The sequence below is a fragment of the Enterococcus sp. AZ063 genome, assembly GCF_051715045.1.
Lineage (GTDB): Bacteria > Bacillota > Bacilli > Lactobacillales > Enterococcaceae > Enterococcus_D > Enterococcus_D casseliflavus.
This window is the reverse complement of record NZ_JBIOTA010000001.1, coordinates 1402146-1423971: the sequence shown is the minus strand read 5'-3', so window position 1 is coordinate 1423971 and position 21826 is coordinate 1402146. Positions and strand designations below refer to the sequence as shown.

Here is a 21826-nt window from a genome sequence, read left to right as displayed (position 1 = left end):
TCAAAAGGACATGCTTTTTGTCGTGCGTTTCATTTCAAATCAGCTTTTGGTACACTAAGATCAGATATTGATACGCTTTTTAGCTGAAAAAAAGGAGCGGAAAATTTTGACTTGTATTTTTTGTACTGCCTCAAAACATGCGATCATTGAAAACGAACGCTTTTATGCGATCCCTGATAAGTACCCCGTCACCCCTGGACACTTGCTAGTGATCCCCAAAGCGCATCGCAGGGATTATTTTGCTCTCACCCAAGAGGAATTACAAGACTTGCAGGCTTTGTTGCAGGAAGGCAAAGCTTATTTATTGGAAACCTATCGACCAGACGGCTTCAACATCGGCTTCAATTGCGGGGAGGCTGCTGGACAGACGGTCTTTCATTGCCATTGTCATTTGATCCCACGCTACCAAGGCGACGTGGAGCGGCCAAAAGGTGGCGTTCGAGGCGTGATTCCTAACAAGCAAGCCTACTAAACACAAACAAGCCGTTTCTCCAGCAAAGGAAAACGGCTTGATTATGTTTGTTAAAATGAGGACGCTTAGGAATTGATCGCTGAATGATTCATCAATCGATTGATATGAACGCCTAGATAGACGATTTCATTGACAGGGATCTTCGTTTGGTATTCTTTATCGATATAGGCTTTGACTTTTGTCGCAATCTCCATAGCATTCGGATAAAGAGCCCACATTTGACGGTATAGTCCTTCATCTTCTTCTTGCAGCAGACCATCCAAAAAGAATCGGTCAACGAAGAAACGCACGTGGGTGATAAAGCGATTGTAATGGATCGAATTGGTGTTGACGTCTTGCTGGATCGAGTAGCGCACCATATTGACGATCAACCCGATCAATTTGGCCTTTTTCAACCCATCTTGATTTTCCTCGGTGTTCGACTGGGCATTGATCAAATGAAACGCGATATTGGAGGCTTCTTCTTCTGGCAGCTCAATCTGATACTTCTCTTTCAACAAGCGCAGTGCCTGTTCGGCGGCTCGAAATTCCTCTGTATAGTAATTCTTGATTTCCCAATAGAGCCGATTCGTCACACTCAAGCCTTTTTGCTGACGTTCCACAGCAAAGTGCAAGTGATCCGATAAGGTAAGGTAAATCGTTGAATTTAGCGGATACGGCAGCATTTTTTGCGCCAGCTGAACGATTTCTTTGGTCATTTCAAAATAGTACAACGGAATCTCATCCACTAAATCGGCAAACTGACCCGATTTTTTTTCATCGATTGGCAGAAAAACTTGATCGATCTGGGTATCGGCTATGCTGTCGCCGACTTTCTTTCCATAGCCGATCCCCTTCCCAAGTGCAATCATTTCCTGGCCTTCCTTATCAACAAGTACGACACTTGAATTTAAGACTTTCTTGATGTAAATCATGCACTCTCGCTCCTCACTGTTTATTCTGCCAAACTTGCGCCATTGGTAGCGATCACTTCTTTGTACCAATCGAAGGAATCTTTTTTCAAACGGTCATAACTCCCGTTTCCTTCATCATCGGCATCCACATAAATGAAGCCGTAGCGTTTCGTCACTTGTGACGTACCCGCACTGACCAGATCGATCGGTGCCCAAGAAGTATAACCAATCAAATCGACCCCTTCATCGATGGCTTCCTTCATTTGTTTGAAGTGTGCCTTGAAATAATCGACCCGATACGGATCATGCACTTGGCCGTCTTCAAGGACATCCACGGCGCCCATACCATTTTCAACGATCATTAATGGCACTTGATACCGATCATACAATGAAAGCAAGGAGATTTTCAAGCCTTTAGGATCGATCTGCCAGCCCCATTCAGTTGATGGCAGCTTGGGATTTTTTACCCCTAAAACCGTATTGCCCGGTGTCCGTTCGGCATTTGGATCACCTGATTCGGCCATAGACATATAATAACTAAAGGAAAGAAAATCAACGGTGTGATCTTTCAAGATTTGGCGGTCTTCTGGTGCCATTTCAATCTTGATCCCGCGTTTTTCCAGATCTTTTTCAATCATTCGCGGATAAGCCCCTTTGACTTGAACGTCCGCATAAAAATCATTTTCCAAGTTTTTCTTTAAGGTCAATTCAACATCCAATGGGTCACAAGTCAATGGATACGTCATTAGTTTCGTTAACATACAGCCAACTTTATTGTTTGGGTTTTTCTCATGAGCGATTTTGGTCACTAATGAGCTGGCAACAAATTGGTGATGGAGCGCTTGATACACCTCTTGCTCTTCTTTGCCTGCTTCTGATTGTTCTGGAATGATGCCTGCTGTTGTAAAGGGATGACGATGGATACTGTCGATTTCGTTAAAGGTCAGCCAATATTCCACATACTCCCCAAATTCTTCGAAACAGACGGTTGCAAAGCGGACAAAGTCATCGATTACTTTACGTTCCACCCAGCCATTGTACTTCAAGCTAAGGGCTAGCGGCATTTCATAGTGAGACAACGTTACGATCGGTTTGATCCCCAAGCGCTGCATTTCTTGAAAGACATTGCGGTAAAAAGCGATCCCTTCTTGATTGGGTGTCGTTTCTTCCCCGGTTGGGAACAAACGGGTCCACGCAATCGACAATCGCAACACTTTAAAGCCCATCTCCGCAAACAAAGCCAAATCTTCTGGATAGCGGTGATAGAAATCGATTCCTCGCCGTTTTGGATAGATGGTATCTGTTGGATCTGCCATCGCTTCTTTGACGGCTTCTACGGTCACGCTCATGTGCGCCGCATAATCTTTGTTATCGACATGAGGTTTGTAGGTCGCCACATCCGCCACCGACAAGCCTTTGCCGCCAAGATTCCAACCTCCTTCTACTTGATTTGCGGCGATAGCGCCACCCCATAAGAAGTCCTTTGGAAAAGTTGTTTCAGTCATTTTTTCAATCCCCTTTTTACATTGTTTTTGTTGCATTGCTCATTTGTTCAGACGAGCGGTGCGATCGATAGGACACCTTGGTCGCTTTGCTCATCGGTTGATTCGATCGTTTTGACCGTAAAGTTTTCTTGATTGGTGACCACACAGATCACGATTGGATCAAAACCAGCTGCTTTGATGGCATCTAGATCGAATTGGATCAGCGGTTGCCCTTGTTTCACTTGATCCCCCGCTTTTACGTAAGGGGTAAAGTGTTTGCCTTCTAGTTGAACGGTATCCAAGCCGATATGAAAGAGCAATTCTGCGCCATTACGGGTTTTTAACCCGATCGCATGGTTGGTTTCAAACAACATCGTGATCTCGCCATCTTCTGGTGCGATCAATTCGCCAGACGTCGGAATGATCCCGAACCCTTCTCCGATCATACCGCTTGAAAAGACTTCATCGTTGACTTCAGATAAAGCTACCACTTGCCCATCTACTGGTTTGCTCAATACTTCGGCTTTGGAATCGGCAACAGTCGTCTTATTTTCTACCACTTTGTCTTTGAATAAGAAAAGGACAAGGACAAAAGAAACAGCAAAGGATACCCCTAACGTGACCAATGCCCACACAAGATTCATCGGGTTGGCTTCATCCACGAACATAGTGATACTTGCTAGACCAGGGCCAACTAATGCGAAGGCCTTGATGGCAAACAAACCAGCCACCGCTCCACCAACTAGGCTGGAAGCCATCACGCCGTAAAGCACTCGTTTATGCAGGATCGTCACCCCATACAAAGCAGGCTCGGTGATGCCAAAAAGGGCGGAGATGCCTGCAGAAGCAGCGGTTGAACGAAGTTTTTGGTCTTTGGTCCGAACACTCACCGCAAAACAAGCACCAGCTTCTGCAATGTTATGTGCCAATGAGGCAGGCAAGTATAACAGCTCTGCCCCCATCTCACTCATGGACGAAACAGCATAGGGAATCATGGCTTTGTGCATACCAGTAACCACCATCAATGGTAAAACAGCGGCTAAAATCCCTGTTGCCACCCAACCTAAATGGGCATACAGCCAAATGATCGCTGCTGAAAAAATCGTTCCGACTTCAAAGCCTAATGGGCCTAAAATCAATAAAGCAACTGGAACCGTAATAACTAAGCTCATCATCGGAACAAAGAAGATACGGATCGGTTTTGGTGAGATTCGGGTAAATAGCTTTTCAATTTGAGCGTAAAATAAAACCGTTAAAATTGCTGGAAATACTTGTGACGCATAGGCGATATTTTGTAAACCGAAGCCCATGAACGCTGCGCCATCTGTCAATAGTGTCGTTAGTTCAGGCAAAATCAAGGCACCGACAGCGGAAACCGCCACCAATTGGTTGACCTTTAATTTATTTGCCGTGGTGATCGCCACTAAAATCGGTAAGAAATACAATGGTGCGCCACCGATCAGATTCAAAATTTGATACGTCTGGCTCGTATTGTCCATCAATCCAGTGACAGAAGCAAGTAACAGTAAGGATTTCAAGACGCCCCCACCAGCGACCGCTGGAATCAACGGTTGAAAAATCGAGATAATAAAATCAAGCAGGACCGCACCCCACGATTGTTTTTGTTTGCCTTCACTTCCTCCATCCGCTGTTAGCTCATGACCTAACACGTTCATAACCTCATCATACACTTCGACGACATCATTGCCGATGATGACTTGGCATTGGACATTTTGTCGCACCCCAATCACGCCATCGACTTTTTCCAAGGCATCTTTTTGTACGAGGCTATTGTCTTTTAAGGTAAAGCGCAAGCGTGTGGAGCAATGTTCCAAATGTGCGATATTTTCTTTTCCGCCAATCAACTCAACGATGGCAGTTGCCGTTTCTTTTACATTCATAATTTTCTTCTCCTTTAATTAGTTTTCCTTTGTTGGCCAAACAAAGAAAAAAGCAGGCAGCACCTACAAAAACATTGAACGGAATCCAACGATCCCTTCCATGTTTTTTATAGGTCCTGCCTGCATTACCAGTCACATGCCTGTTTTATTACTTGCATAATACCATGCTTTATTTGAAAACGCAACCACCGTTTGAAAAATATTTTGCTAAGCCTTTTGCTGAAACGAGAAGTTTGCTACACTTAGTGGATAATCAGTTGTTTCGTCTTCCTTGGCTTGCACCAGAAGCAAGAAGAATATCGCTGGCTAAACGTATCACAAGAAAGGATGAATCGGATGACTTCATTGAATCACTCACTGCATGTCGCCGTCCCAACAGCATTTGATCATGCAGAAAGACTTGACACGAAAAGGACGATCGCTCATATCTTGCAACTGCAAAAGCAAGGGATCAAATCGGTTTTGGTGTGCGGCTCCACCGGTGAACAGCACTCATTGACCTTAACAGAAAAAAAGCAGCTTCTACATGCCTTAGCGCAAGAAACCAGCTGGGCAGCCGATTTCGAAGTCCTCTTCGGTTTAGCTGGCATCGTATTTCATGAAACGCTCGCGTTGGCAGAAGCAATTAGCAAAAATCCCCGAATCGATGGTGTGGTTTTAGGCTTTCCCCCTTATCTTTGCCTGACCCAAAAGGAAGCTGTGCTCTATGCTCAGGGATTGATCCATACTTGCGAAAAACCAGTTATTTTATACAACAATCCCCGCCGCACGGGCTTTGATTTATCTGCAGAAAGTATCTTGACCTTGATCGCTGACCCTCGGGTGATCGGCTTAAAAGAAGCTGGCAGGAAGGAGCGAGTGCCTCAACTAAAAACAAAGACGGCTGCCGATTTTCGCTTTTATGCTGGTGGTGAAGCGGACTTGGCGGAAAAGGTCGCACTAGGGTTTAACGGGCTGTCATCAATGGCAGGAAACCTTTGTCCCAAGGAGATCCAGGTGATTTGGCAGGGCTTATTGAAAGGTGATGCAACGATTTCTACGTCGAATGAATGGCAGAATATGGAACAAGCAGCTGCTGGCGATCCAACCAATACCATCAGTTACCTTCCGTGGCTCAAGCAGCAAATCACCATTGATGGACAGCCCTTTGGCTTTTGTCGTCAGCCGCTAGGTCTAGAAACAATTGATCGGTTTGGCACTGGCTCAATTCCCCCTCATCTAGCACATGAAAGGCAGGAGAACCAGACAAATGAAGATTGATGCACCGATTGATCCACAACTAAAGCACTATATTGAAAGCTCCATCATCCCGCAATACAACCAATTGGATAGCAGTCACTCCCCAGCGCACGTCCACCAAGTGATCCAAAATAGTTTTGAAATTGCTGAAACATTGCCCGTTGACCTGAATATCGTCTATACGGTAGCTGCCTACCATGATATCGGCTTGCTCTATGGCCGCAAAAACCACGAAAGCAATTCCCGCAAGATCGTTGAACAAGATGCTGTGTTGCCACGCTTTTTCTCTCCTCCAGTCATTTCAATGATCGGCGAAGCTGTAGAAGATCATCGCGCCTCGCTGCCCTATGAGCCTCGCTCGCTTTATGGCAAAATTATTTCCGAAGCCGATCGCGACTTAGATTTTGAGCGAATCCTCAAGCGTACCTTGCTTTTTGCTTATGAGAAAAAGCAGCTGACAGATTTAGAACAATTGCATCATGAAGCGTATCAGTACATTTCAAAGAAATACGGTCCTCAAAGTAAGCTGAAGGTTTGGTTGGATTATCGCAAAAACCAAGACGGTTTGGCGATCATCTATCAAAAATTAGCACAACCTGAAAGCTTCCGTCACTCCTTTGAAAAAATCGTGCCGTTAGTTATCGCTACAAGCAAAGAAACTGACGATTGACACTTTGATCCAGCACCAAACTTCAAATAGGAACCCTCTGATTCAGCGCCGCAGTTGTGCCTGCACTGAATCAGAGGGCTTTTACTGTTATTCTAAACGTTCTTTCTCCACTAAAATCCCCCGCCCCTTCGCTGCTCCTACGCGCCTATTCAAATCAAAGGGCAGCAAGTGGTTTTCTTCAATCAACAGACACCCCTTCTAAATAACCTTCCTTTCTTCACCGAATTTACTCTTTGTAAGCAAGATAGTTTGCTGAAAATAAAAAAAATGGTATTTTTATTTTATCAAGTGATAAAATATTAGGAGGAATCGTTATGTTTTTGGCAATCAATGAAATACGCCATTCCAAATTGCGTTACGCCCTAGTCACAGGGGTCATGTTTTTAATCGCCTATTTGGTCTTTTTTTTAACTGGGTTAGCTTATGGGTTGGCTCAAGATAATCGGATGGCGGTCGACAAATGGGAGGCAGATCAAATTTTGTTGACCGAAGAAGCAAATGATAATTTAAACATGTCGATGCTTCCTCGCAGTCTTTATGATGAAGTCGATGCACCAGAAAAAGCAGTTTTGGCGCAAACCGCTGGAGTTGTGACCAAAGAAGACAACGGTGAAAAAGTCGATGTCACCTTTTTCGGCATTGATCCAGATCAATTTTTAGCACCCAATATTACCGATGGCGAGATGTTTGCGTCAGATGATGAAGCGGTCGCCGACAGCAGTATTGAGGAAGAATACGGGATTTCCATTGGTGACACCATCAAATTAGCAGGCAGTGACAAAAAATTAAAAATCGTCGGTTTTACAGATAACGCCCGCTTCAGTGTCGCTCCGGTCCTCTACACCTCGATCGGTGCCTATCAAGAAATTCGTTTTGAAAAAGAAGATGATTCTGAAAATGCCCGTATCAACGCGATCGTGACTCGTGGCAAAATCAAAGAAGTGCCAGATGATCTGGTCGCTACGGATATCAGCAAATTTATTAATGAATTGCCTGGTTACAACGCGCAAGTGCTGACCTTTGGCTTTATGATCGGGTTCTTGATCGTGATCGCTGCCATCGTTATCGGAATTTTCATCTATGTGCTAACGATGCAAAAATCAGAAATTTTTGGTGTCATGAAAGCTCAAGGGATCTCTAGCCGCTACATTGCTTTTTCGGTGATCGCCCAAACGTTCTTATTGGCAACCTCGGGTGTTTTGATCGGTGGTTTGGCAACGATCGGTACCGCCCTCGTGTTACCTGCGGCAGTGCCATTCCAAATCAATCTATTATTCTTTGCTAGTATCAGTATCATGATGATTCTGATCGCGATGCTAGGTGCTTTCTTCTCGGTGCGAACGATTGTAAAAATCGACCCATTGAAAGCAATCGGATAGGAGGAAAAAACATGAGTGCCATTGAATTCAAACAAGTCAAAAAAACATTTAAAGATGGGGACGCGACAATCGAAGCCTTGAAAGAAACCAACTTTTCAGTAGAAAAAGGCGAATTTGTCGCCATCATCGGTCCTTCCGGCTCTGGGAAAAGTACCTTTCTGACGATTGCCGGTGGTCTACAAGCCCCCTCTGAAGGCGAAGTGTTTATCAATGACGAACCCTTCAGTAATCAAAAAGAAAAGCAACGGGCAAAAACTCGTTTCAAAAAGATCGGCTTTATTTTACAAGCTTCCAACCTTGTCCCTTTTTTGACGGTCAAAAAGCAACTCCAATTGGTGGATAAGGTCAGCAAAGAACCCCAAGAGCAATCAGCTACTGAATTGTTTGAACAACTAGGGATTGAAAAGCTGCAGAACAAATACCCCGATGAACTATCTGGTGGAGAAAGACAGCGTGTGGCTATTGCCCGAGCGCTCTATCATGATCCCACCATCATTTTGGCAGATGAACCAACGGCGAGTCTTGATTCAAAAAAAGCCGTCGAAGTCGTCAAAATCTTAGCGAAAGAAACCAAAGAAAAACAAAAAGCCACCATTATGGTGACCCATGATACCCGTTTGACAGATTATTGTGATCGGGTCCTCGTCATGAAGGATGGCGTTTTAGAAGAAAAAGAACACACGAAAAAAGAAGCCGAATCAGATGATTCGCAGAAGGAGCAAGCATGAAAAAAATTATTGTTGTCGGTGCGGGCGTGTCAGGATTAGCTGCTGCTGTCCGTTTGCAAAAACTTGGCTATGACGTCACCCTCTACGAAAAAGAAGGTCAACCTGGGGGCAAAATGAATCAGATCAAGGAAAACGGCTTTACCTTTGATGTGGGCCCCACCATCGTGATGATGCCTGAAATTTATCGTGAAGTGTTTGAATTTGCTGGCGTTGATCCGAATGACTATATTCCTATGGAGAAAGTCGATCCGATGCTGCAGCTGTATTTTGCCCAAGACGAACCGCTGACCTTCTCAAATGACTTAGTAGAATTGACCAAAACGCTAGAAGCGATCTCAGAAGAAGATGCTCAAGGCTATTTTGCCTTTTTAGCAGATATTTACAAACGCTATGTGATCGCCAAAGAGTCCTTCATCACCAAGTCGTTTCGGACATGGCGAGATTTTTACAATCCCAAATCATTATGGGCAGGGTTAAAGCTGCGAACGTTTAGTGACGCCTACTCTTCCATTTCTAAATTTGTCAAAGATGATCGCCTGCGTAAATCATTGGCGTTTCAAACCTTGTATATCGGTGTCTCCCCTTACCAAGGGCCGTCCCTTTATACGATCATCCCTATGATCGAGTTGATGTATGGGGTCTATTTCATCAAAGGCGGCATGTATACGTTAGCCACTGGTATGGCACGTTTGTTCCAAGAATTAGGCGGTACGATCCATTACAATACGCCGATCGATGAATTATTGATCGAAAACAAGCAAACCAAAGGCGTTCGTGTCAATGGAGAAACGATCACCGCAGATGCCGTGATTTGTGCGGCTGATTTTCCTTATGCCATGGAAAGCTTGATTCCTGATGAATCAAAACGCGGCAAATACACCAATCAAAAAATCGCTTCGATGGATTATTCTTGTTCTTGTTTCTTGCTTTATTTAGGTCTGGACAAAAAATATGAGGATAGCGCACTCCACAGCATTTATTTTGCCAATGATTTCAAACGCAATGTAGACGATCTTTTCGAGGCTGGCAAACTGCCAGAAGATCCTTCCTTCTACTTGTATCGTCCAACCCTGAAAGATGCTTCCTTAGCACCTGATGGTCAAGAAGGTCTTTATGTTTTAGTCCCAGTGCCTGAATTATCTAAATTTGATCAATGGACGGATGAAACGATCCAAAGCTACCGCCAGCAGATCATTGGATTATTAAAAGAAAAAACGATCTTTACGGATATTGATGAACACATCGTGTATGAAAAAATGTATACGCCAGATACGTTCAATGATCGGTTCAATGCTTACAACGGTGCGACGTTTGGCTTGAAACCGACCTTGGCACAAAGCAATTACTATCGTCCCCATAATAAATTTGATTATGCAGAAGGCCTATACTTCTGCGGCAGCAGTACGCATCCGGGAGCGGGCGTGCCAATCGTGATGCAAAGTGCCAAGTTAGCTGTGGAGGAGTTGTTAAAAGATGACCGTTAAATCATTAAGCATCTTTGATGAATACGACAACGATTTTTTATACTGTGAGGCCATCATAAAAAAGCATTCGAAAAATTTTCATACCGCCTTTTCTCAATTGCCAAAAGACAAAGCCCGCGCCGTCTATGCCGTCTACGCCTTTTGCCGACGTGCCGATGATGCCGTCGATGAAAAGCAAGACCCATTGTTGATCGAAGCCATGAAAAAACGCTTGGAAGAAATGCAAAAACAAGTATCAGACGATGCGATCGACTTGCCGCAAGCCGTCAAGGAAGAAAATCCTGATGAAGCCATTTGGCGGGCATTGACCCTTTCTTTCCAACAGTTTGACCTGCAATTTCAACCCTTTTTCGACCTATTGGTGGGGCAAAAACAAGACCTTGACTTCCAGCAGCCCACCTCTGAAAAAGAGCTTTCTGACTATAGTTACTACGTAGCTGGCAGTGTAGGTCTGATGCTCTTGCCGATTCTCTCGCAAGCAGCCGCTGCGATTCAAGAGCCCGCCATCAAATTGGGTGAAGCGATGCAGCGCACCAATATTTTACGTGATATTGGCGAGGATCTGCGGATGGGCCGCATCTATTTGCCGCAAACGGTCTTGGCGCAATACAACCTTTCGCGAGAGGCTTTAGCCGCTGGCAATCAAAACCCGCAGTTTATCGAGATGTGGGAACACGAGGCGCAACTGGCAGAGACGCTTTATCAAGAATCTTTTGTCATGATGCCGCAAATCGATGAAGATTGCCGTGAAGCTCTATTAGCAGCTGCTTTGATCTATCGGGAAATCTTGACTGTGATTCGCAAAAACAACTATCAAGTATTTGCTGAAAAAACAGCAGTACCGAAACAACGGAAAATCCAACTTTTGTTTACCGCGAAAAAAATGCTTCGTCAGGAACGTTGGGAGGGCTGACTTTGAACTTGCGAGAAAAAATATTACGAGTGGCAGAGAACCTGTTTATGCAGCAGGGGTATCAAGCAACTTCTACTAGACAGATCGCAGAAGCCGTCGGCATCACCCAACCCAATCTTTATTATCACTTCAAAGGCAAAGAAGCCATCTATTATGAAGTGATGGTCTCTTTGGCACAAGAGGTTTCTGGAAAGCTAAATCAGACCGTTGAAGATACTTCCTTGACGATCTCTGAAAAAATCTTGAACATGTTTCTTTTTTTAAGAAGTCGGCATCGGATCAATTTTTATATGATGATGCACGACATTCAGCATACCGTTTCTGAGGACACTTCTAAAAAACTGTACTTGCTTTGGCGGAAAAATTATAAAGAACCGTTTCTTGACTTGTTTCGTCGCAGTGATTCCAATCTCCGTTCGGATGTCGACCCAGAATTTGTCACCAGTCAGTTGTTAGTACTGATGGCGGCTCATTTGGACTCACCAGAAAAAGAAGACAAGATGCCAGAAGCGATCGATTTGTTTTTATTCGGTGCACTAGGCAATGGGCCAATTGCGAAATAGCTGGAACGTTGGCTTTTGTCCCGAGAATAATCATTCGACGAATTTCTGACAATCGCGTACACTGATCCAGTAAACAGAAACTTAAAAGGATGGATGTACATGTCAAAAAATCGAATCGAAGCCTTTACCGATGCGGTCATTGCGATCGTAATGACCTTATTAGTATTGGAATTGCACCAGCCCGAAGGCGATACCTTTGCTTCTTTTTTAGGAGTGGAACAGCAATTTATTATTTATTTGATCAGCTTTGTGATGTTAGCGATCTACTGGAACAATCACCATCATCTGTTTCAAGTAGTGTCTAAAATCGACGGTTGGACCTTGTGGGCGAATCATTTGTTGATCCTGGCACTGACCCTCTTTCCTTTTGTAACGTCATGGGTCAGTCGTTATCCAGTCGCTCTTGCCCCTCAGCTGCTATACGGGGCTGTCATTTTATTGACGGATTTCAGCTATTTCCTTGTAGGAAAGTCCTTGGTGCGTGCCAACCCTGATAATCAAGCCATCGTAGAACTGTTTCGCGGATACAAGAAACTCTACTTTACGTTGTTTATCAACGTGCTGGCATTGCTCCTCGGCTGGCTGATCCATCCCCTATTCATCATCACACTGGATAGTCTCGTGCTATTGTTGTGGGTGATCCCTGAGAAAAAAGTAGAAGCCTTTTTAAAACAATAAAAACACTTGCGTCCTTCTCCTAAAAGCGGTGAATGATTGCGCAAAAGCAGCCGATTGGTGTACTTTTGCGCAGTCATCCATCAAGAGAAGGACGCAAGTGTTTTTTCTAGCGAATCAAGTCTTTCCCAGGTGCCTGTAAGACTTGTTCCACTTGTTCTTTGGTGGTTAAGGGGACATCTCCCAGCATCGTATGAGCCAATACTGCATTCGTGATAGCAAAATCAGCGGTGCGTTGGAGTGACCATTTTTCGGCGTAGCCTAATAATACGCCAGCAGCATAGGCATCCCCTGCCCCGATCCGATCCAATACTTGCAGCAGCTGCGGTGCCGTTTCATAGGCATCTTGTGCCGTAATGATCCTTCCGCTGATAAACTGCTTGTCTTCCACGGCTAGACGCCGTGTCCCGCAGAACCATTCGAGTTGATACTGGTCAATAAAGGATTGGATCAACGCAAGCTCTGCGCCTTCTGTTTCCTCTAAGGGATAAGCCAATAGCTCCTCCAAGTCACGGACAGAGCCGAAAACTAGGTCACAATAGGGTAGGATCGTTTCATACCGTTGTTTCAGTACCTCCCGATTTAATTCTTCATTCAAGCTTGGACGGAAGTTGAAATCAAAGCAGACGCGAATCTGCTTGGCATGGGCCTGTTTCGCCAAAGCCAAAGCTGTTTGCCAGGTTTTCTCAGTCAAACTAAGAGAGATCCCGCAAATATGAATGAGATCGACCGTTTCTAAAAATCCATCGATAGCATATTCTTCTGGACCAGAAACGCCAAAGGAACTATGATGGCGATTTTGATACGTCACATAGGTCGGACGAGCGCCGTAGCCGATCTCGGCGAAATAACTGCCGATATGACTGTATTTTTTGCCAACAAATGCCGTCTGGATTCCATAGGAACGCAAGCTGGCTTTTGCCGTATCTCCTAATCGGTTGGCTGGCACCTGTGTCAGCATCGACGTCGTCAAGCCGAAATGCGCCAAATTACCTAACAGATTGACCCCTGTTCCCGTAAAATCCATTCGCAAAGAGTGAGTCTGTTCCAATGTTCGATATTCTGGTGGCGTCAACCGCATCATTACCTCACCGTAAGCACCGATCCGCATCATTGATCCCCCCTATTTGGCTGCTGCCAACACCTTTTTCGTCATTTCTGCTAATGTCTGTACATCTCCAGGGCGTGTGTCCCCTGTTTCTCCATCGATGATCGAGCTGTAAATATGCGGAATGATTTTTTTCACGCCTGCATCAACAGCGATCTGCAAGATTTCTTCGAAGTTTTCTAAATCGATACCGCCGGTCGGTTCCAAATAAAAATCATTCGCGGCACAAGCCTCGGCTACCGCTTGATATTCTGCTTTATGAGCCAACCCTTTCATTGGAAAATACTTGATAGAACTAGCGCCCATGTCTTTTAATAAAGCGATCGCTGTTTCAACTGGGACTTCTGCAGCTGGAGTTTGTGAACTCAATGGACCAGTCGCAATATTGACATAGCCGACTTTTCCCGTTGGTGAAACAAGGGCATTGACGATCGTTTCAGATTGTCCTAGCAAAGCTCGTGAGGTCCCCGCTCCCGTGAACACTTGGTTAACATGCTGTGGTTGAAGAACAGCGGAAATTCGGGAGACCATTTCACTTTGATTGGGGTCGCCAGCACCAAGCCCTACAGAAAGGGCATTATTTGTTGCCACTTGATAGTTCTTCATGTCAGCGATAGCCGCCTCGTCACTATCATAGTTTTTTGATAAAACACCTAGGACGATGTTGCCCTCTGCTGCTTCGTAACAAGCTTTCGCATTGTCGATGGAGTTTGCTAACACATTTAGACAGATACGGTCAGCGAAATAATTGGGTGAAGTTTTCATTTTTGGGTTGCTCCTAACATAATTTCTTGTAAGCGATCAGTGATCACTGCCATTTCTTGTTCATTGACTGCTCGGATATCAAATTCAATAATGCCGTTATTGGCTTGGTACTCACGGGTATAAATCGCTGGTTCTCCTGCTTTTAGCGCGTCGATCACTGCTTTGGCACTTGGTTCTTTCACTTTAACACTCGCCCGATAAATGTCTCTGCCAGCGCTGTCTTGAACGATTTTTGCTTCGAAACCAGTGATTTCATTGATTGCCGCAATAAATGGTTGCAGACGCTCTTGCATCGAAGCACCAGATTCTGTTCCCTCCGCTAGATAATCCGTCACGGCTTGGGTAAATCCGAGAATATTGTCTTTACCGATTTTCATTGCTCGACCTATCCCTTTGGATTGCAGGCGCACCCAAGAGACATAGGGCTGCTTGCCGATCACTAAGCCAGCACTCGGTCCTGAAAATGCTTTGGCACCTGAATAGATCACTAAATCAGCACCAGCTTGGGTATAGGCAAACAAATCTTCCTCAGCAGCCGCATCAACGATCAATGGAAGATCGTGTGCCTTGGCAACTTGGGCCGTTTCTGCTACCGTCAGCATACTTTTTTGAACGGTGTGATGACTCTTTATGTAGAGGATCGCCGCCGTTTCGGGTGTGATCATCTCTTCAATGTGCTCGGGTGTACACATATTGGCATAGCCTGCTTCCACTACCTTCCCACCACCTTGTGTCACCATCACTTCCACTGGTGTGCCATAATCTACGTTGTGGCCTTTGGGCAAAATGATCTCCCGCTTACTGATTTTCTCACTATATGGATGATACAAATGATAGCTGTCGCCTTGACCGATGAGTGCCGCCACTGATTGGGCGATCCCCGCTGAAGCGGAAGAAACGATCTGTGCATCTTCCGTTTTCAACAATTTTGCTAAATAGGCACCAGTTTTTTCTGCTAGATCTGCCATTTCAAAGAAATGCTCCCCGCCATAGCGCTGGGCTACAAGCACACTTTCGCTGACTTTCGAGACACCTAGAATCGTCATTTTGCCAGAAGCATTGATGACTTCTTTCAAGCCTAATTCTTCAATATTCAGTGTCAAAAAGTTCCCCTCCTATCACCGCTTTTTGCGGCACGATCTGTTGTGTCGTGATTCGACGATTGCCGTTAGAATCCGTCAATTCCTTTTCGCCCGCTTCAAAGCGGAAAATCGTAAAATCAGCATCATATCCCAATGCGATCTCGCCTTTGTTTTGTAAATGAAATTGCTTCGCAGGGGCACTGGTCACCTTCTCGATGATCTCACGCCAATCATACCCTACGACCGCTAATTTTTCCATAGTCGTCGCTAAATCAAAGACTGGTCCATTGGTACGATTGCGAATGTAGATATCTGTACTAATGGAAGAAGCCTTCAGCTGATTGGCAAAGGCTGTCTCCGCCACGTCAAAATTGAAACTGTCTGTCCCATGACCAATATCGAAGACCAAGCCTTTTTCATAGGCACCAAAGACGAAAGGCTTGATGGTTTGGTTCGTCTGATCCAAAATCCCATTGGCTTTGCCGTTAAAGCAATGGGTCACCACATCGCCTGTTTCCAATTCAGCAAGAATCTCTGCTAAATTCGGTGGTGCTGAACCAATATGGACCATCAAAGGCAGCGGTTGATTTTCAGCTTGGATCGCTTTCGCTAATTTCAACGGCGTGATGCCATTTTCGCCGATCACCGTTTTGCTCATTCGGGCTTTGATCCCGACGATAAAGTCAGGAAACTTCTGCAGCGCTTCTTTGACCAATTCTTTTTTGACTTTTGACAGATCCGCAAGTTCATCCTGCTCTACGATGCCCCATTTGGAAATGTTGACTAAAGCAAAGACATTGGTTTTGGCTTCTTTGGCTAAATCATAAAACCGATGGATATTTTCGGCGCCAGTCGTCCCCGCATCAATAACGGTCGTGACGCCTTGTTTGACACCGATCTCGTCTGGATAATCATAATAGAGCGTCATTTCCTCGAAACAATGGACATGGTCATCGATCCAACCAGCTGACAAGAACTCCCCTTCTGCTAAGGTCAGCTCTTGTTTCGCCTGCTCCTGCAACGTGGGTGCCAGAGCAGTGATTTTGCCGTCTTGAATCCCAATATCAAATACTTCTTCATCGATCGTGCGGGCTTGACGAATAATCAAATCAAACATTTCGTTACACCTTCCTCTCTGTGAAAGTGAATTTCGACCACGGATGGATAAAGGGCAGCAGAACTAACTCTTGTTCGACGATCGAACCGATTTTATTTTTTCGTGGATCTGAGTGAGGCTCTAGCACGACTTGCAGCTCGTTTTTGTACTTGCCAAAACGATCATTGCCAATCACAACGTCCCCTCGTTGAAAGACGCCTTCGTGGTCATGGACAGGATTGTCATGGTTCTTATACTTTTTACGAACTTCTGTGGAACGGATCATCCGATCGGTGATGTCGCCTCGACGGTAATGCTGCTCGTCCAGGGCGATTTGGCGTTCAACTTCATTGATTTCAGGCACAAATTCAATAGCAAATGCAGTCTGGTAGCGATCAATCGCTCCTAACGCTGCCAATTCTGCTTCAGAAGCATAAGCATTTCCGATAATGACATCGTCGATCAAGCCTGTGGCAAACAAATGCTTTGCGGCAGTTTCTACAGGCATTCTTCGGTGCATTTCTAAGGTCGGTAAGCCATCATTAATATCCCAAGGTCCGATCGTTCCCGTTTGAGAAGAGATAAATGCGGCGGTTCGAATGCCTTTTTCCTTGAAACGACGACTGCATTTTTCAAAGAAATCATAGGGTAAGGCAGTCCCTTCTTGCGGATAGAAATTGTGGCAGCCGTATAAGTAAGGAATGTTGGCTTGATAGGTCAAAATATTGTCTAAATACGCCACATCATTGCTCATATTCAATTCAACAGCTAAACCAAAGGGATTGTAGGTCAACATCGCTTCTTTATTGCCGTCAAAGCCTAAATCTAAACGAATCCCATCGGCACCTAGTTCATGGAAAAAGGTCAAGTCATCATAGGAGATGCCTAGTTCCGAAAAGATGGCTGGTGCCACGTCTAAAATCGTTTCATAGCCTAATCCTTTGGCAAAATCAATCAACGCTTTAAATTTTTTCTGCACGTTTTCTTTGCCGTCACTCACTTCCAGCATACTCATAAAAATGCGGCTAAAGCCATAATCATGGGCTAATTGCAGATAGGCTTTGTCTGTTTCAAAATCACTGTGATCGGGATACACCGATACTCCTAGTTGTCTTTTCAACTTATCTCATCCTCATTTCTTCATAAAAAGCAGTAAAACGTGTCAGTAAAAGCGAACTGCAAACAATCGTCGCCGTTATCGTCAAAAATGGTCCCCACGGAAACTGACGGCTCAGTAGGATCGCTGCAGCAACGCCAAGAATCCCGAACAAAAGCATCCGCCAAAACGGCACTTCTTGAATTTTTTTCCCTTGTGCTGATTTTGTTAACCAAATTTGACAACCAAAAAATAAACAAATGGCATAAATCCCCATGTTTGCACCTCACTCTTTTTTGTCTTGCTTAAGCGGCTGTTTCTTCTTGTTCGCGGGCAATCTGCTGTTTCTCAAAGACTTTAAAGAATGGGTAGTAGATTGCGAGTGTGATAAAGAAGTTGACGATTACTAAAATCGCTGCTGCGATACTCCAGTCCGTACTCATCCAGGCGGCGATTGGTGCTGGAATGGCAAACCCAAGTCTGGCAGCCATCATCGGTACGACACCCGTAATAGTCGCGAAGTAAGAAATCGTTGTCGTAATCAATGGTGCCACCAAGAACGGAATGCCTAAGATTGGGTTCATTACGATCGGTGCACCGAAAATCACTGGTTCATTGATATTGAATAGGCCTGGCAAGATGGACAAACGGCCCAATTGTTTCAAGTATTTTGATTTGGAGAAGAAGAACAAAACGACCAACGCTAAGGTCGTACCGGCTCCACCGATCCAGACGAACCATTGTAAAAATTGTTCCGTAAAAATATTAGGCAATTCATGCGCATTGCCAGATGCTTGGAACGCTTCCATATTTTCAGCAATGGAAATATCCCAGAATGGACGAATGACAGGACCCATGATGGCTGGTCCATGAATCCCCAGTACCCAGAAGAAACAGATCAAGAAGACAGTCAATAAACCACCAAACAAGCTGTTACCAGCTAGCACGTCTTTTAACGGCATCAACAAGTTACTTAAAAAGCCATTGATATCAAAGCCTAACATATGACGGATCACCCAGAACAAAATCAGGATCGCTCCTCCAGGAATCAACGCCATAAATGAATTCGTTACTTCTGGTGGCACACCATCTGGCATTTTGATGGTAATGTTTTTTACGATAAAGAAACGATAGATTTCAACGGACAAGATCGCCGTGACGATCGCGCCAAACAAAGAGCCTGATCCTAAGTTTGCCACATTGATATAACGTCCCGCATCAATGATGCCTTCCACAGAATCAAAGACTCGCAATGGTGGTGCAGCGGTTACAAGAAAGGACATCGTTGCTAAGATACCCGCAGTCAATGAATCCAGCTTGTAGCTTTTGGCTAGCGATGAAGCAATCCCATATGTTGCATACAATGCCAATAATCCGACTGTATAACGAAAGGGAATATCCAAAACTTCCCGATACGGTTCGATCACCGCAGCGACTGATTCGATGGGAAAATTCAGTAAGATCGTGAAGAAAGACCCAACGATCGTTAATGGTAACGTAGCGATGATCCCCTTACGAATCGCTACCATGTGCCGTTGCATCCCCACTTTATTTGCAATCGGCATCAACTTCTGTTCAATAAATTCTACAAACCCTTTCATAATTGCCTCCTTAGTTTATAACATTATAATGTTTATACAAGGATAATAGCACAGTGCTTCCTGGGAGTAAATATGTTTTTTACGAATAGACGAAACTATTTTTAACAACTCAAAATAACATTTATTCATCGTAATTTTACACAATATCAAAACTTAAAAATTTATGTGTTGATAAGGGATTTTTGAATAGCTTGATACAAAAAAACCTATTGGCAATGTTTTCCAATAGGCACGATATTAAAATCAAAAATAGTATTCTTGATTCATTTAATGTTTTTTAGTTTTTCAAATGAATTTTCTACTTAATTATACTTTCTTCTCATAAATAAAATCATCCATCACAAATCCCGAACCAATCATAACAGTACGTTCAGAAACGCGCGTAAAGCCGCGATGCTCATAAACAGCGATCGCCTGCTGGTTTTGTTTGTTGACGTTTAAATGCAGTGTTTTGCCTGAGGCGATCTCCTCATACCAATCAAAGACTTGGCTGGCATAGCCTTTGCCTCTAGTGGATTGATGGAGATACAATTTACTTAAATAAATCTGCTGCTGTGTTTCTTCATACGCTGTATATCCTACTGCTCGGTCTCCTTCTAATAACAAAAGATAGACTGCTCCTTGCTGGACTTCGTTTTGAATCGCTGCTGGTGATTGGTAATGAGCCAGCATATACGCGACTTGATCGGACCCTATGATAGGTGTAAACACTTCTGGCCAGATTTCTTTGATCAAACGATCCAACGTTTGGAAATCTTCAGGTGATTGAACGATTTTTTTTGTGATTGCCATAAGAACCCCTTCTTTCTGCTGCACGAAACAAAAACTCGTTTATAAATATCTCTATTATAAGGGATAAGGAAAAAAAAGAAAGGGCACGTGGAACAAAGACCCCAAAATGTCTCAAAAGATGGTAAACTAGAAGTGAAAAAATGGTGACGAAAAGGAGGTAGCAACACCATGCAGCTCTTGCAACTACTTTTACTGGCAATCATTTTTGTTTCGTTCTTCCTGGCGTTGATTGGCTGGGTTTTATCGATGACCAACGGCTTGATCTTCTCTCGTTCTCCTCAGCAATTTAAAGCGCATGCCCATGATCCTAACTATGAAAAAGAACGACAAGCAGGCAAGCGCTTGAAAGAGATTATATTCCGACGCATTGTTCCTCTAGGAATAGCCTCTTTGATCATCTATGGGCTAATCGCACTATTAAACGTCCTTTAAAAGTTTTTAAAAAGACTCAAATAAATTAAAAAACAACCGGCATCTTTTCCTGTTGATCAATGCGCCTTTCGCTTTCGCTGAGGGGAACATCAATGCATAAGATGCCGGTTTGTTTTTTATTTACTTACTGCTGCTTTTGAGGCTTGAACTTTTTTCAGTAAAGCGAAGAGGACTTGGCTATCATCAATAGCCGCAATATATTGTTGGCAAAGTGCCATCATTTCTGTTTCATCCATTTTATCTAAAGAAATAACTAATTCATTTTCTACTACCTGCTTATTATTCATAGGGCTCCCTACTTTCTTCCTTTGTTACCTCTAGTTTGCCATGAATGAGCAGGTTCCGTAAGAACTTTTCAGTTTACAAACAGGAAACGGGTGGTTTACATCCTTGTCCTATCAAGGTTTTGCCAGAAAATTTATTCGGTAGCAGGCTCGATGTGGATGTCAGTATCAAACACCTGAAAACGATCAGCTAAGAGATCTTCAATAGCATCTGCAACGTTATGACTCTTTTCAACCGTCAAAGATTTGTCCATCGTCACGACGACATCGAGAAAAACATTGGCGCCATACATTCTTCCTCGAATCGATTTGACAGATTTCACTTCAGAAAAACCAGCGATTGCCGCTTCATACTCCACGACTAACGATTCATCAAACCCATCAGAAAGTGAAAAGGCACTCTCACGAAAAATATCGACGGCGGTTTTGATAATCAAAAGAGCAACCACGATCGCAGTCAAACTGTCCAACCAACCGATACCAAATGAGGCGGCAAAAATAGCGATCGCCGTTCCAATACTCGTCCACGCATCGCTGCGATTGTCTTTAGCAGCTGCTAGCAGAGCGGAGCTTTTTACGCGAGCGGATAATCGCTTATTATAATAATACATGCCATACATCAAAATAGCTGAAATGATACCGACGACTGCCGCGATCATATCGGGACTTTGCGTTTCTCCGAGTAGAATCGTTTGAATGGAAGACCATAAGACCTGCAGACCGACTGCCAGCATAATCAAGGACGTTACGAGACTCGCCACGCTTTCTGCTTTCCAATGACCATATTTATGGTCTTCATCTGCTGGCTTTTGAGCCAAACGCAAACCAATCAAGACAGCGATCGACGCTACGATATCCGTCGCATTGTTCAACCCATCTGCCCATAGTCCTTCAGAGTTTGCCAAACGACCGATGGCAAGTTTGGCGATGGAAACCAAAATGTAAGCAACGATACTTAAGATGGCGCCTCTTTCTGCTTGTTTTAATTCTGCGTATCTTGTTTGATTCATGTCATCCCCTCCAAATAGTCAACTTGAAAATAATAGCTGAAATTTTCATCAATTGCATCATTTATTTGAGAGATTTTATTTTTTAGGAGTGGCAAACATTCACTTCTAGTGAAACGAATTTCTGTTCTGAGGCTACCAAAAAACAGGACTCCAAAGGGA

23 protein-coding genes are annotated in these 21826 nt (G+C 44.1%); 10 read left to right on the top strand and 13 right to left on the bottom strand.

What is annotated here, in order from left to right; all coding sequences use genetic code 11:
* The first annotated feature begins 67 nt into the window (after positions 1 to 67).
* Positions 68 to 472 carry an HIT family protein gene (locus IGK61_RS06490; protein WP_438844771.1) on the top strand — a complete coding sequence of 135 codons (405 nt, stop codon included), beginning with the start codon at positions 68 to 70 and terminating at the stop codon, positions 470 to 472.
* Positions 473 to 537: 65 nt separating this feature from the next.
* Here the strand turns inward: IGK61_RS06490 and IGK61_RS06485 are convergent, their stop codons facing one another.
* Genes IGK61_RS06485 through IGK61_RS06475 form a run of 3 tightly spaced genes read right to left on the bottom strand, consistent with a single transcriptional unit; the run spans position 538 to position 4750 of the window.
* A complete protein-coding gene (locus IGK61_RS06485) occupies positions 538 to 1386 on the bottom strand; it encodes a PRD domain-containing protein (RefSeq protein ID WP_010747958.1) in 849 nt (282 codons plus the stop codon).
* 20 nt (positions 1387 to 1406) lie between these two features.
* Positions 1407 to 2870: a glycoside hydrolase family 1 protein gene (locus IGK61_RS06480; RefSeq protein WP_015509472.1), complete on the bottom strand. Its 1464-nt coding sequence runs from the start codon at positions 2868 to 2870 to the stop codon at positions 1407 to 1409.
* 47 nt (positions 2871 to 2917) lie between these two features.
* The gene (locus IGK61_RS06475; protein ID WP_074535656.1) at positions 2918 to 4750 is read right to left on the bottom strand and encodes a beta-glucoside-specific PTS transporter subunit IIABC; all 1833 of its coding nucleotides are present in this window, start codon (positions 4748 to 4750) and stop codon (positions 2918 to 2920) included.
* 336 nt (positions 4751 to 5086) lie between these two features.
* Here IGK61_RS06475 and IGK61_RS06470 point away from each other — a divergent pair, with 336 nt between their 5' ends.
* The 8 genes from IGK61_RS06470 (at position 5087) to IGK61_RS06435 (ending at position 12404) form a co-directional block, all read left to right on the top strand.
* Positions 5087 to 6010 carry a dihydrodipicolinate synthase family protein gene (locus IGK61_RS06470; RefSeq protein WP_074535655.1) on the top strand — a complete coding sequence of 308 codons (924 nt, stop codon included), beginning with the start codon at positions 5087 to 5089 and terminating at the stop codon, positions 6008 to 6010.
* Positions 6000 to 6659, top strand: a complete 660-nt coding sequence (locus IGK61_RS06465) for an HD domain-containing protein (RefSeq protein ID WP_010747954.1) — start codon at positions 6000 to 6002, stop codon at positions 6657 to 6659. The genes IGK61_RS06470 and IGK61_RS06465 overlap by 11 nt, the downstream gene beginning before the upstream one ends.
* A 314-nt stretch (positions 6660 to 6973) precedes the next feature.
* Positions 6974 to 8038, top strand: coding sequence for an ABC transporter permease (locus tag IGK61_RS06460; RefSeq protein WP_074535654.1), 1065 nt, complete (start codon positions 6974 to 6976; stop codon positions 8036 to 8038).
* An 11-nt stretch (positions 8039 to 8049) separates the two neighbouring features.
* Entirely contained in the window at positions 8050 to 8766 is a 717-nt protein-coding gene (locus tag IGK61_RS06455) for an ABC transporter ATP-binding protein (RefSeq protein ID WP_074535653.1), read from the top strand.
* Positions 8763 to 10250 carry a phytoene desaturase family protein gene (locus IGK61_RS06450; protein ID WP_005235239.1) on the top strand — a complete coding sequence of 496 codons (1488 nt, stop codon included), beginning with the start codon at positions 8763 to 8765 and terminating at the stop codon, positions 10248 to 10250. Before IGK61_RS06455 ends, IGK61_RS06450 begins: the two co-directional genes overlap by 4 nt.
* Complete coding sequence (locus IGK61_RS06445) at positions 10240 to 11163, top strand: phytoene/squalene synthase family protein (protein WP_074535652.1); 924 nt, start codon at positions 10240 to 10242, stop codon at positions 11161 to 11163. Before IGK61_RS06450 ends, IGK61_RS06445 begins: the two co-directional genes overlap by 11 nt.
* A gap of 2 nt (positions 11164 to 11165) precedes the next feature.
* Positions 11166 to 11726: a TetR/AcrR family transcriptional regulator gene (locus IGK61_RS06440; protein WP_010747950.1), complete on the top strand. Its 561-nt coding sequence runs from the start codon at positions 11166 to 11168 to the stop codon at positions 11724 to 11726.
* A 99-nt stretch (positions 11727 to 11825) separates the two neighbouring features.
* On the top strand, positions 11826 to 12404 hold the full coding sequence (locus IGK61_RS06435) for a TMEM175 family protein (protein WP_074535651.1): 579 nt from the start codon (positions 11826 to 11828) through the stop codon (positions 12402 to 12404).
* Positions 12405 to 12510: 106 nt separating this feature from the next.
* On the opposite strand, the gene IGK61_RS06430 is transcribed toward IGK61_RS06435, so the two are convergent.
* From IGK61_RS06430 to IGK61_RS06395, 8 genes are all read right to left on the bottom strand, one after another.
* Positions 12511 to 13515, bottom strand: a complete 1005-nt coding sequence (locus tag IGK61_RS06430) for a sugar kinase (RefSeq protein WP_074535650.1) — start codon at positions 13513 to 13515, stop codon at positions 12511 to 12513.
* A 9-nt stretch (positions 13516 to 13524) separates the two neighbouring features.
* Positions 13525 to 14274 carry a 2-dehydro-3-deoxy-phosphogluconate aldolase gene (dagF, locus tag IGK61_RS06425; RefSeq protein ID WP_074535649.1) on the bottom strand — a complete coding sequence of 250 codons (750 nt, stop codon included), beginning with the start codon at positions 14272 to 14274 and terminating at the stop codon, positions 13525 to 13527.
* Positions 14271 to 15377, bottom strand: a complete 1107-nt coding sequence (locus IGK61_RS06420; protein ID WP_438844770.1) for a DgaE family pyridoxal phosphate-dependent ammonia lyase — start codon at positions 15375 to 15377, stop codon at positions 14271 to 14273. Before IGK61_RS06420 ends, dagF begins: the two co-directional genes overlap by 4 nt.
* Positions 15361 to 16473 carry an amidohydrolase/deacetylase family metallohydrolase gene (locus IGK61_RS06415; RefSeq protein ID WP_074535647.1) on the bottom strand — a complete coding sequence of 371 codons (1113 nt, stop codon included), beginning with the start codon at positions 16471 to 16473 and terminating at the stop codon, positions 15361 to 15363. Before IGK61_RS06415 ends, IGK61_RS06420 begins: the two co-directional genes overlap by 17 nt.
* Before the next feature lie 4 nt (positions 16474 to 16477).
* Positions 16478 to 17572: a DUF871 domain-containing protein gene (locus IGK61_RS06410; RefSeq protein ID WP_074535646.1), complete on the bottom strand. Its 1095-nt coding sequence runs from the start codon at positions 17570 to 17572 to the stop codon at positions 16478 to 16480.
* 1 nt (position 17573) lies between these two features.
* Positions 17574 to 17825, bottom strand: coding sequence for a hypothetical protein (locus IGK61_RS06405; protein WP_005225703.1), 252 nt, complete (start codon positions 17823 to 17825; stop codon positions 17574 to 17576).
* Between the two features lie 28 nt (positions 17826 to 17853).
* A complete protein-coding gene (locus IGK61_RS06400; RefSeq protein WP_074535645.1) occupies positions 17854 to 19149 on the bottom strand; it encodes a PTS sugar transporter subunit IIC in 1296 nt (431 codons plus the stop codon).
* 306 nt (positions 19150 to 19455) lie between these two features.
* Entirely contained in the window at positions 19456 to 19941 is a 486-nt protein-coding gene (locus IGK61_RS06395; RefSeq protein WP_074535644.1) for a GNAT family N-acetyltransferase, read from the bottom strand.
* Positions 19942 to 20109: 168 nt separating this feature from the next.
* Between IGK61_RS06395 and IGK61_RS06390 the strand changes: the two genes are divergently transcribed.
* The gene (locus IGK61_RS06390; RefSeq protein ID WP_074535642.1) at positions 20110 to 20373 is read left to right on the top strand and encodes a hypothetical protein; all 264 of its coding nucleotides are present in this window, start codon (positions 20110 to 20112) and stop codon (positions 20371 to 20373) included.
* Positions 20374 to 20489: 116 nt separating this feature from the next.
* On the opposite strand, the gene IGK61_RS06385 is transcribed toward IGK61_RS06390, so the two are convergent.
* On the bottom strand, positions 20490 to 20660 hold the full coding sequence (locus IGK61_RS06385; protein WP_005225698.1) for a hypothetical protein: 171 nt from the start codon (positions 20658 to 20660) through the stop codon (positions 20490 to 20492).
* A gap of 131 nt (positions 20661 to 20791) precedes the next feature.
* Positions 20792 to 21667 (bottom strand): cation diffusion facilitator family transporter, encoded by an 876-nt coding sequence (locus tag IGK61_RS06380; protein ID WP_074535641.1) that lies wholly within the window; start codon positions 21665 to 21667, stop codon positions 20792 to 20794.
* Between the last annotated feature and the right edge of the window lie 159 nt (positions 21668 to 21826).

Bases quoted from the DNA above. Each gene is read 5' to 3' on its own strand.
- IGK61_RS06485 (WP_010747958.1), bottom strand. From the start codon at position 1,386: ATGATTTACATCAAGAAAGTCTTAAATTCAAGTGTCGTACTTGTTGAT.
- IGK61_RS06480 (WP_015509472.1), bottom strand. From the start codon at position 2,870: ATGACTGAAACAACTTTTCCAAAGGACTTCTTATGGGGTGGCGCTATC.
- IGK61_RS06475 (WP_074535656.1), bottom strand. From the start codon at position 4,750: ATGAATGTAAAAGAAACGGCAACTGCCATCGTTGAGTTGATTGGCGGA.
- IGK61_RS06470 (WP_074535655.1), top strand. From the start codon at position 5,087: ATGACTTCATTGAATCACTCACTGCATGTCGCCGTCCCAACAGCATTT.
- IGK61_RS06465 (WP_010747954.1), top strand. From the start codon at position 6,000: ATGAAGATTGATGCACCGATTGATCCACAACTAAAGCACTATATTGAA.
- IGK61_RS06460 (WP_074535654.1), top strand. From the start codon at position 6,974: ATGTTTTTGGCAATCAATGAAATACGCCATTCCAAATTGCGTTACGCC.
- IGK61_RS06455 (WP_074535653.1), top strand. From the start codon at position 8,050: ATGAGTGCCATTGAATTCAAACAAGTCAAAAAAACATTTAAAGATGGG.
- IGK61_RS06450 (WP_005235239.1), top strand. From the start codon at position 8,763: ATGAAAAAAATTATTGTTGTCGGTGCGGGCGTGTCAGGATTAGCTGCT.
- IGK61_RS06445 (WP_074535652.1), top strand. From the start codon at position 10,240: ATGACCGTTAAATCATTAAGCATCTTTGATGAATACGACAACGATTTT.
- IGK61_RS06435 (WP_074535651.1), top strand. From the start codon at position 11,826: ATGTCAAAAAATCGAATCGAAGCCTTTACCGATGCGGTCATTGCGATC.
- IGK61_RS06430 (WP_074535650.1), bottom strand. From the start codon at position 13,515: ATGATGCGGATCGGTGCTTACGGTGAGGTAATGATGCGGTTGACGCCA.
- dagF (WP_074535649.1), bottom strand. From the start codon at position 14,274: ATGAAAACTTCACCCAATTATTTCGCTGACCGTATCTGTCTAAATGTG.
- IGK61_RS06415 (WP_074535647.1), bottom strand. From the start codon at position 16,473: ATGTTTGATTTGATTATTCGTCAAGCCCGCACGATCGATGAAGAAGTA.
- IGK61_RS06405 (WP_005225703.1), bottom strand. From the start codon at position 17,825: ATGGGGATTTATGCCATTTGTTTATTTTTTGGTTGTCAAATTTGGTTA.
- IGK61_RS06400 (WP_074535645.1), bottom strand. From the start codon at position 19,149: ATGAAAGGGTTTGTAGAATTTATTGAACAGAAGTTGATGCCGATTGCA.
- IGK61_RS06395 (WP_074535644.1), bottom strand. From the start codon at position 19,941: ATGGCAATCACAAAAAAAATCGTTCAATCACCTGAAGATTTCCAAACG.
- IGK61_RS06390 (WP_074535642.1), top strand. From the start codon at position 20,110: ATGCAGCTCTTGCAACTACTTTTACTGGCAATCATTTTTGTTTCGTTC.
- IGK61_RS06385 (WP_005225698.1), bottom strand. From the start codon at position 20,660: ATGAATAATAAGCAGGTAGTAGAAAATGAATTAGTTATTTCTTTAGAT.
- IGK61_RS06380 (WP_074535641.1), bottom strand. From the start codon at position 21,667: ATGAATCAAACAAGATACGCAGAATTAAAACAAGCAGAAAGAGGCGCC.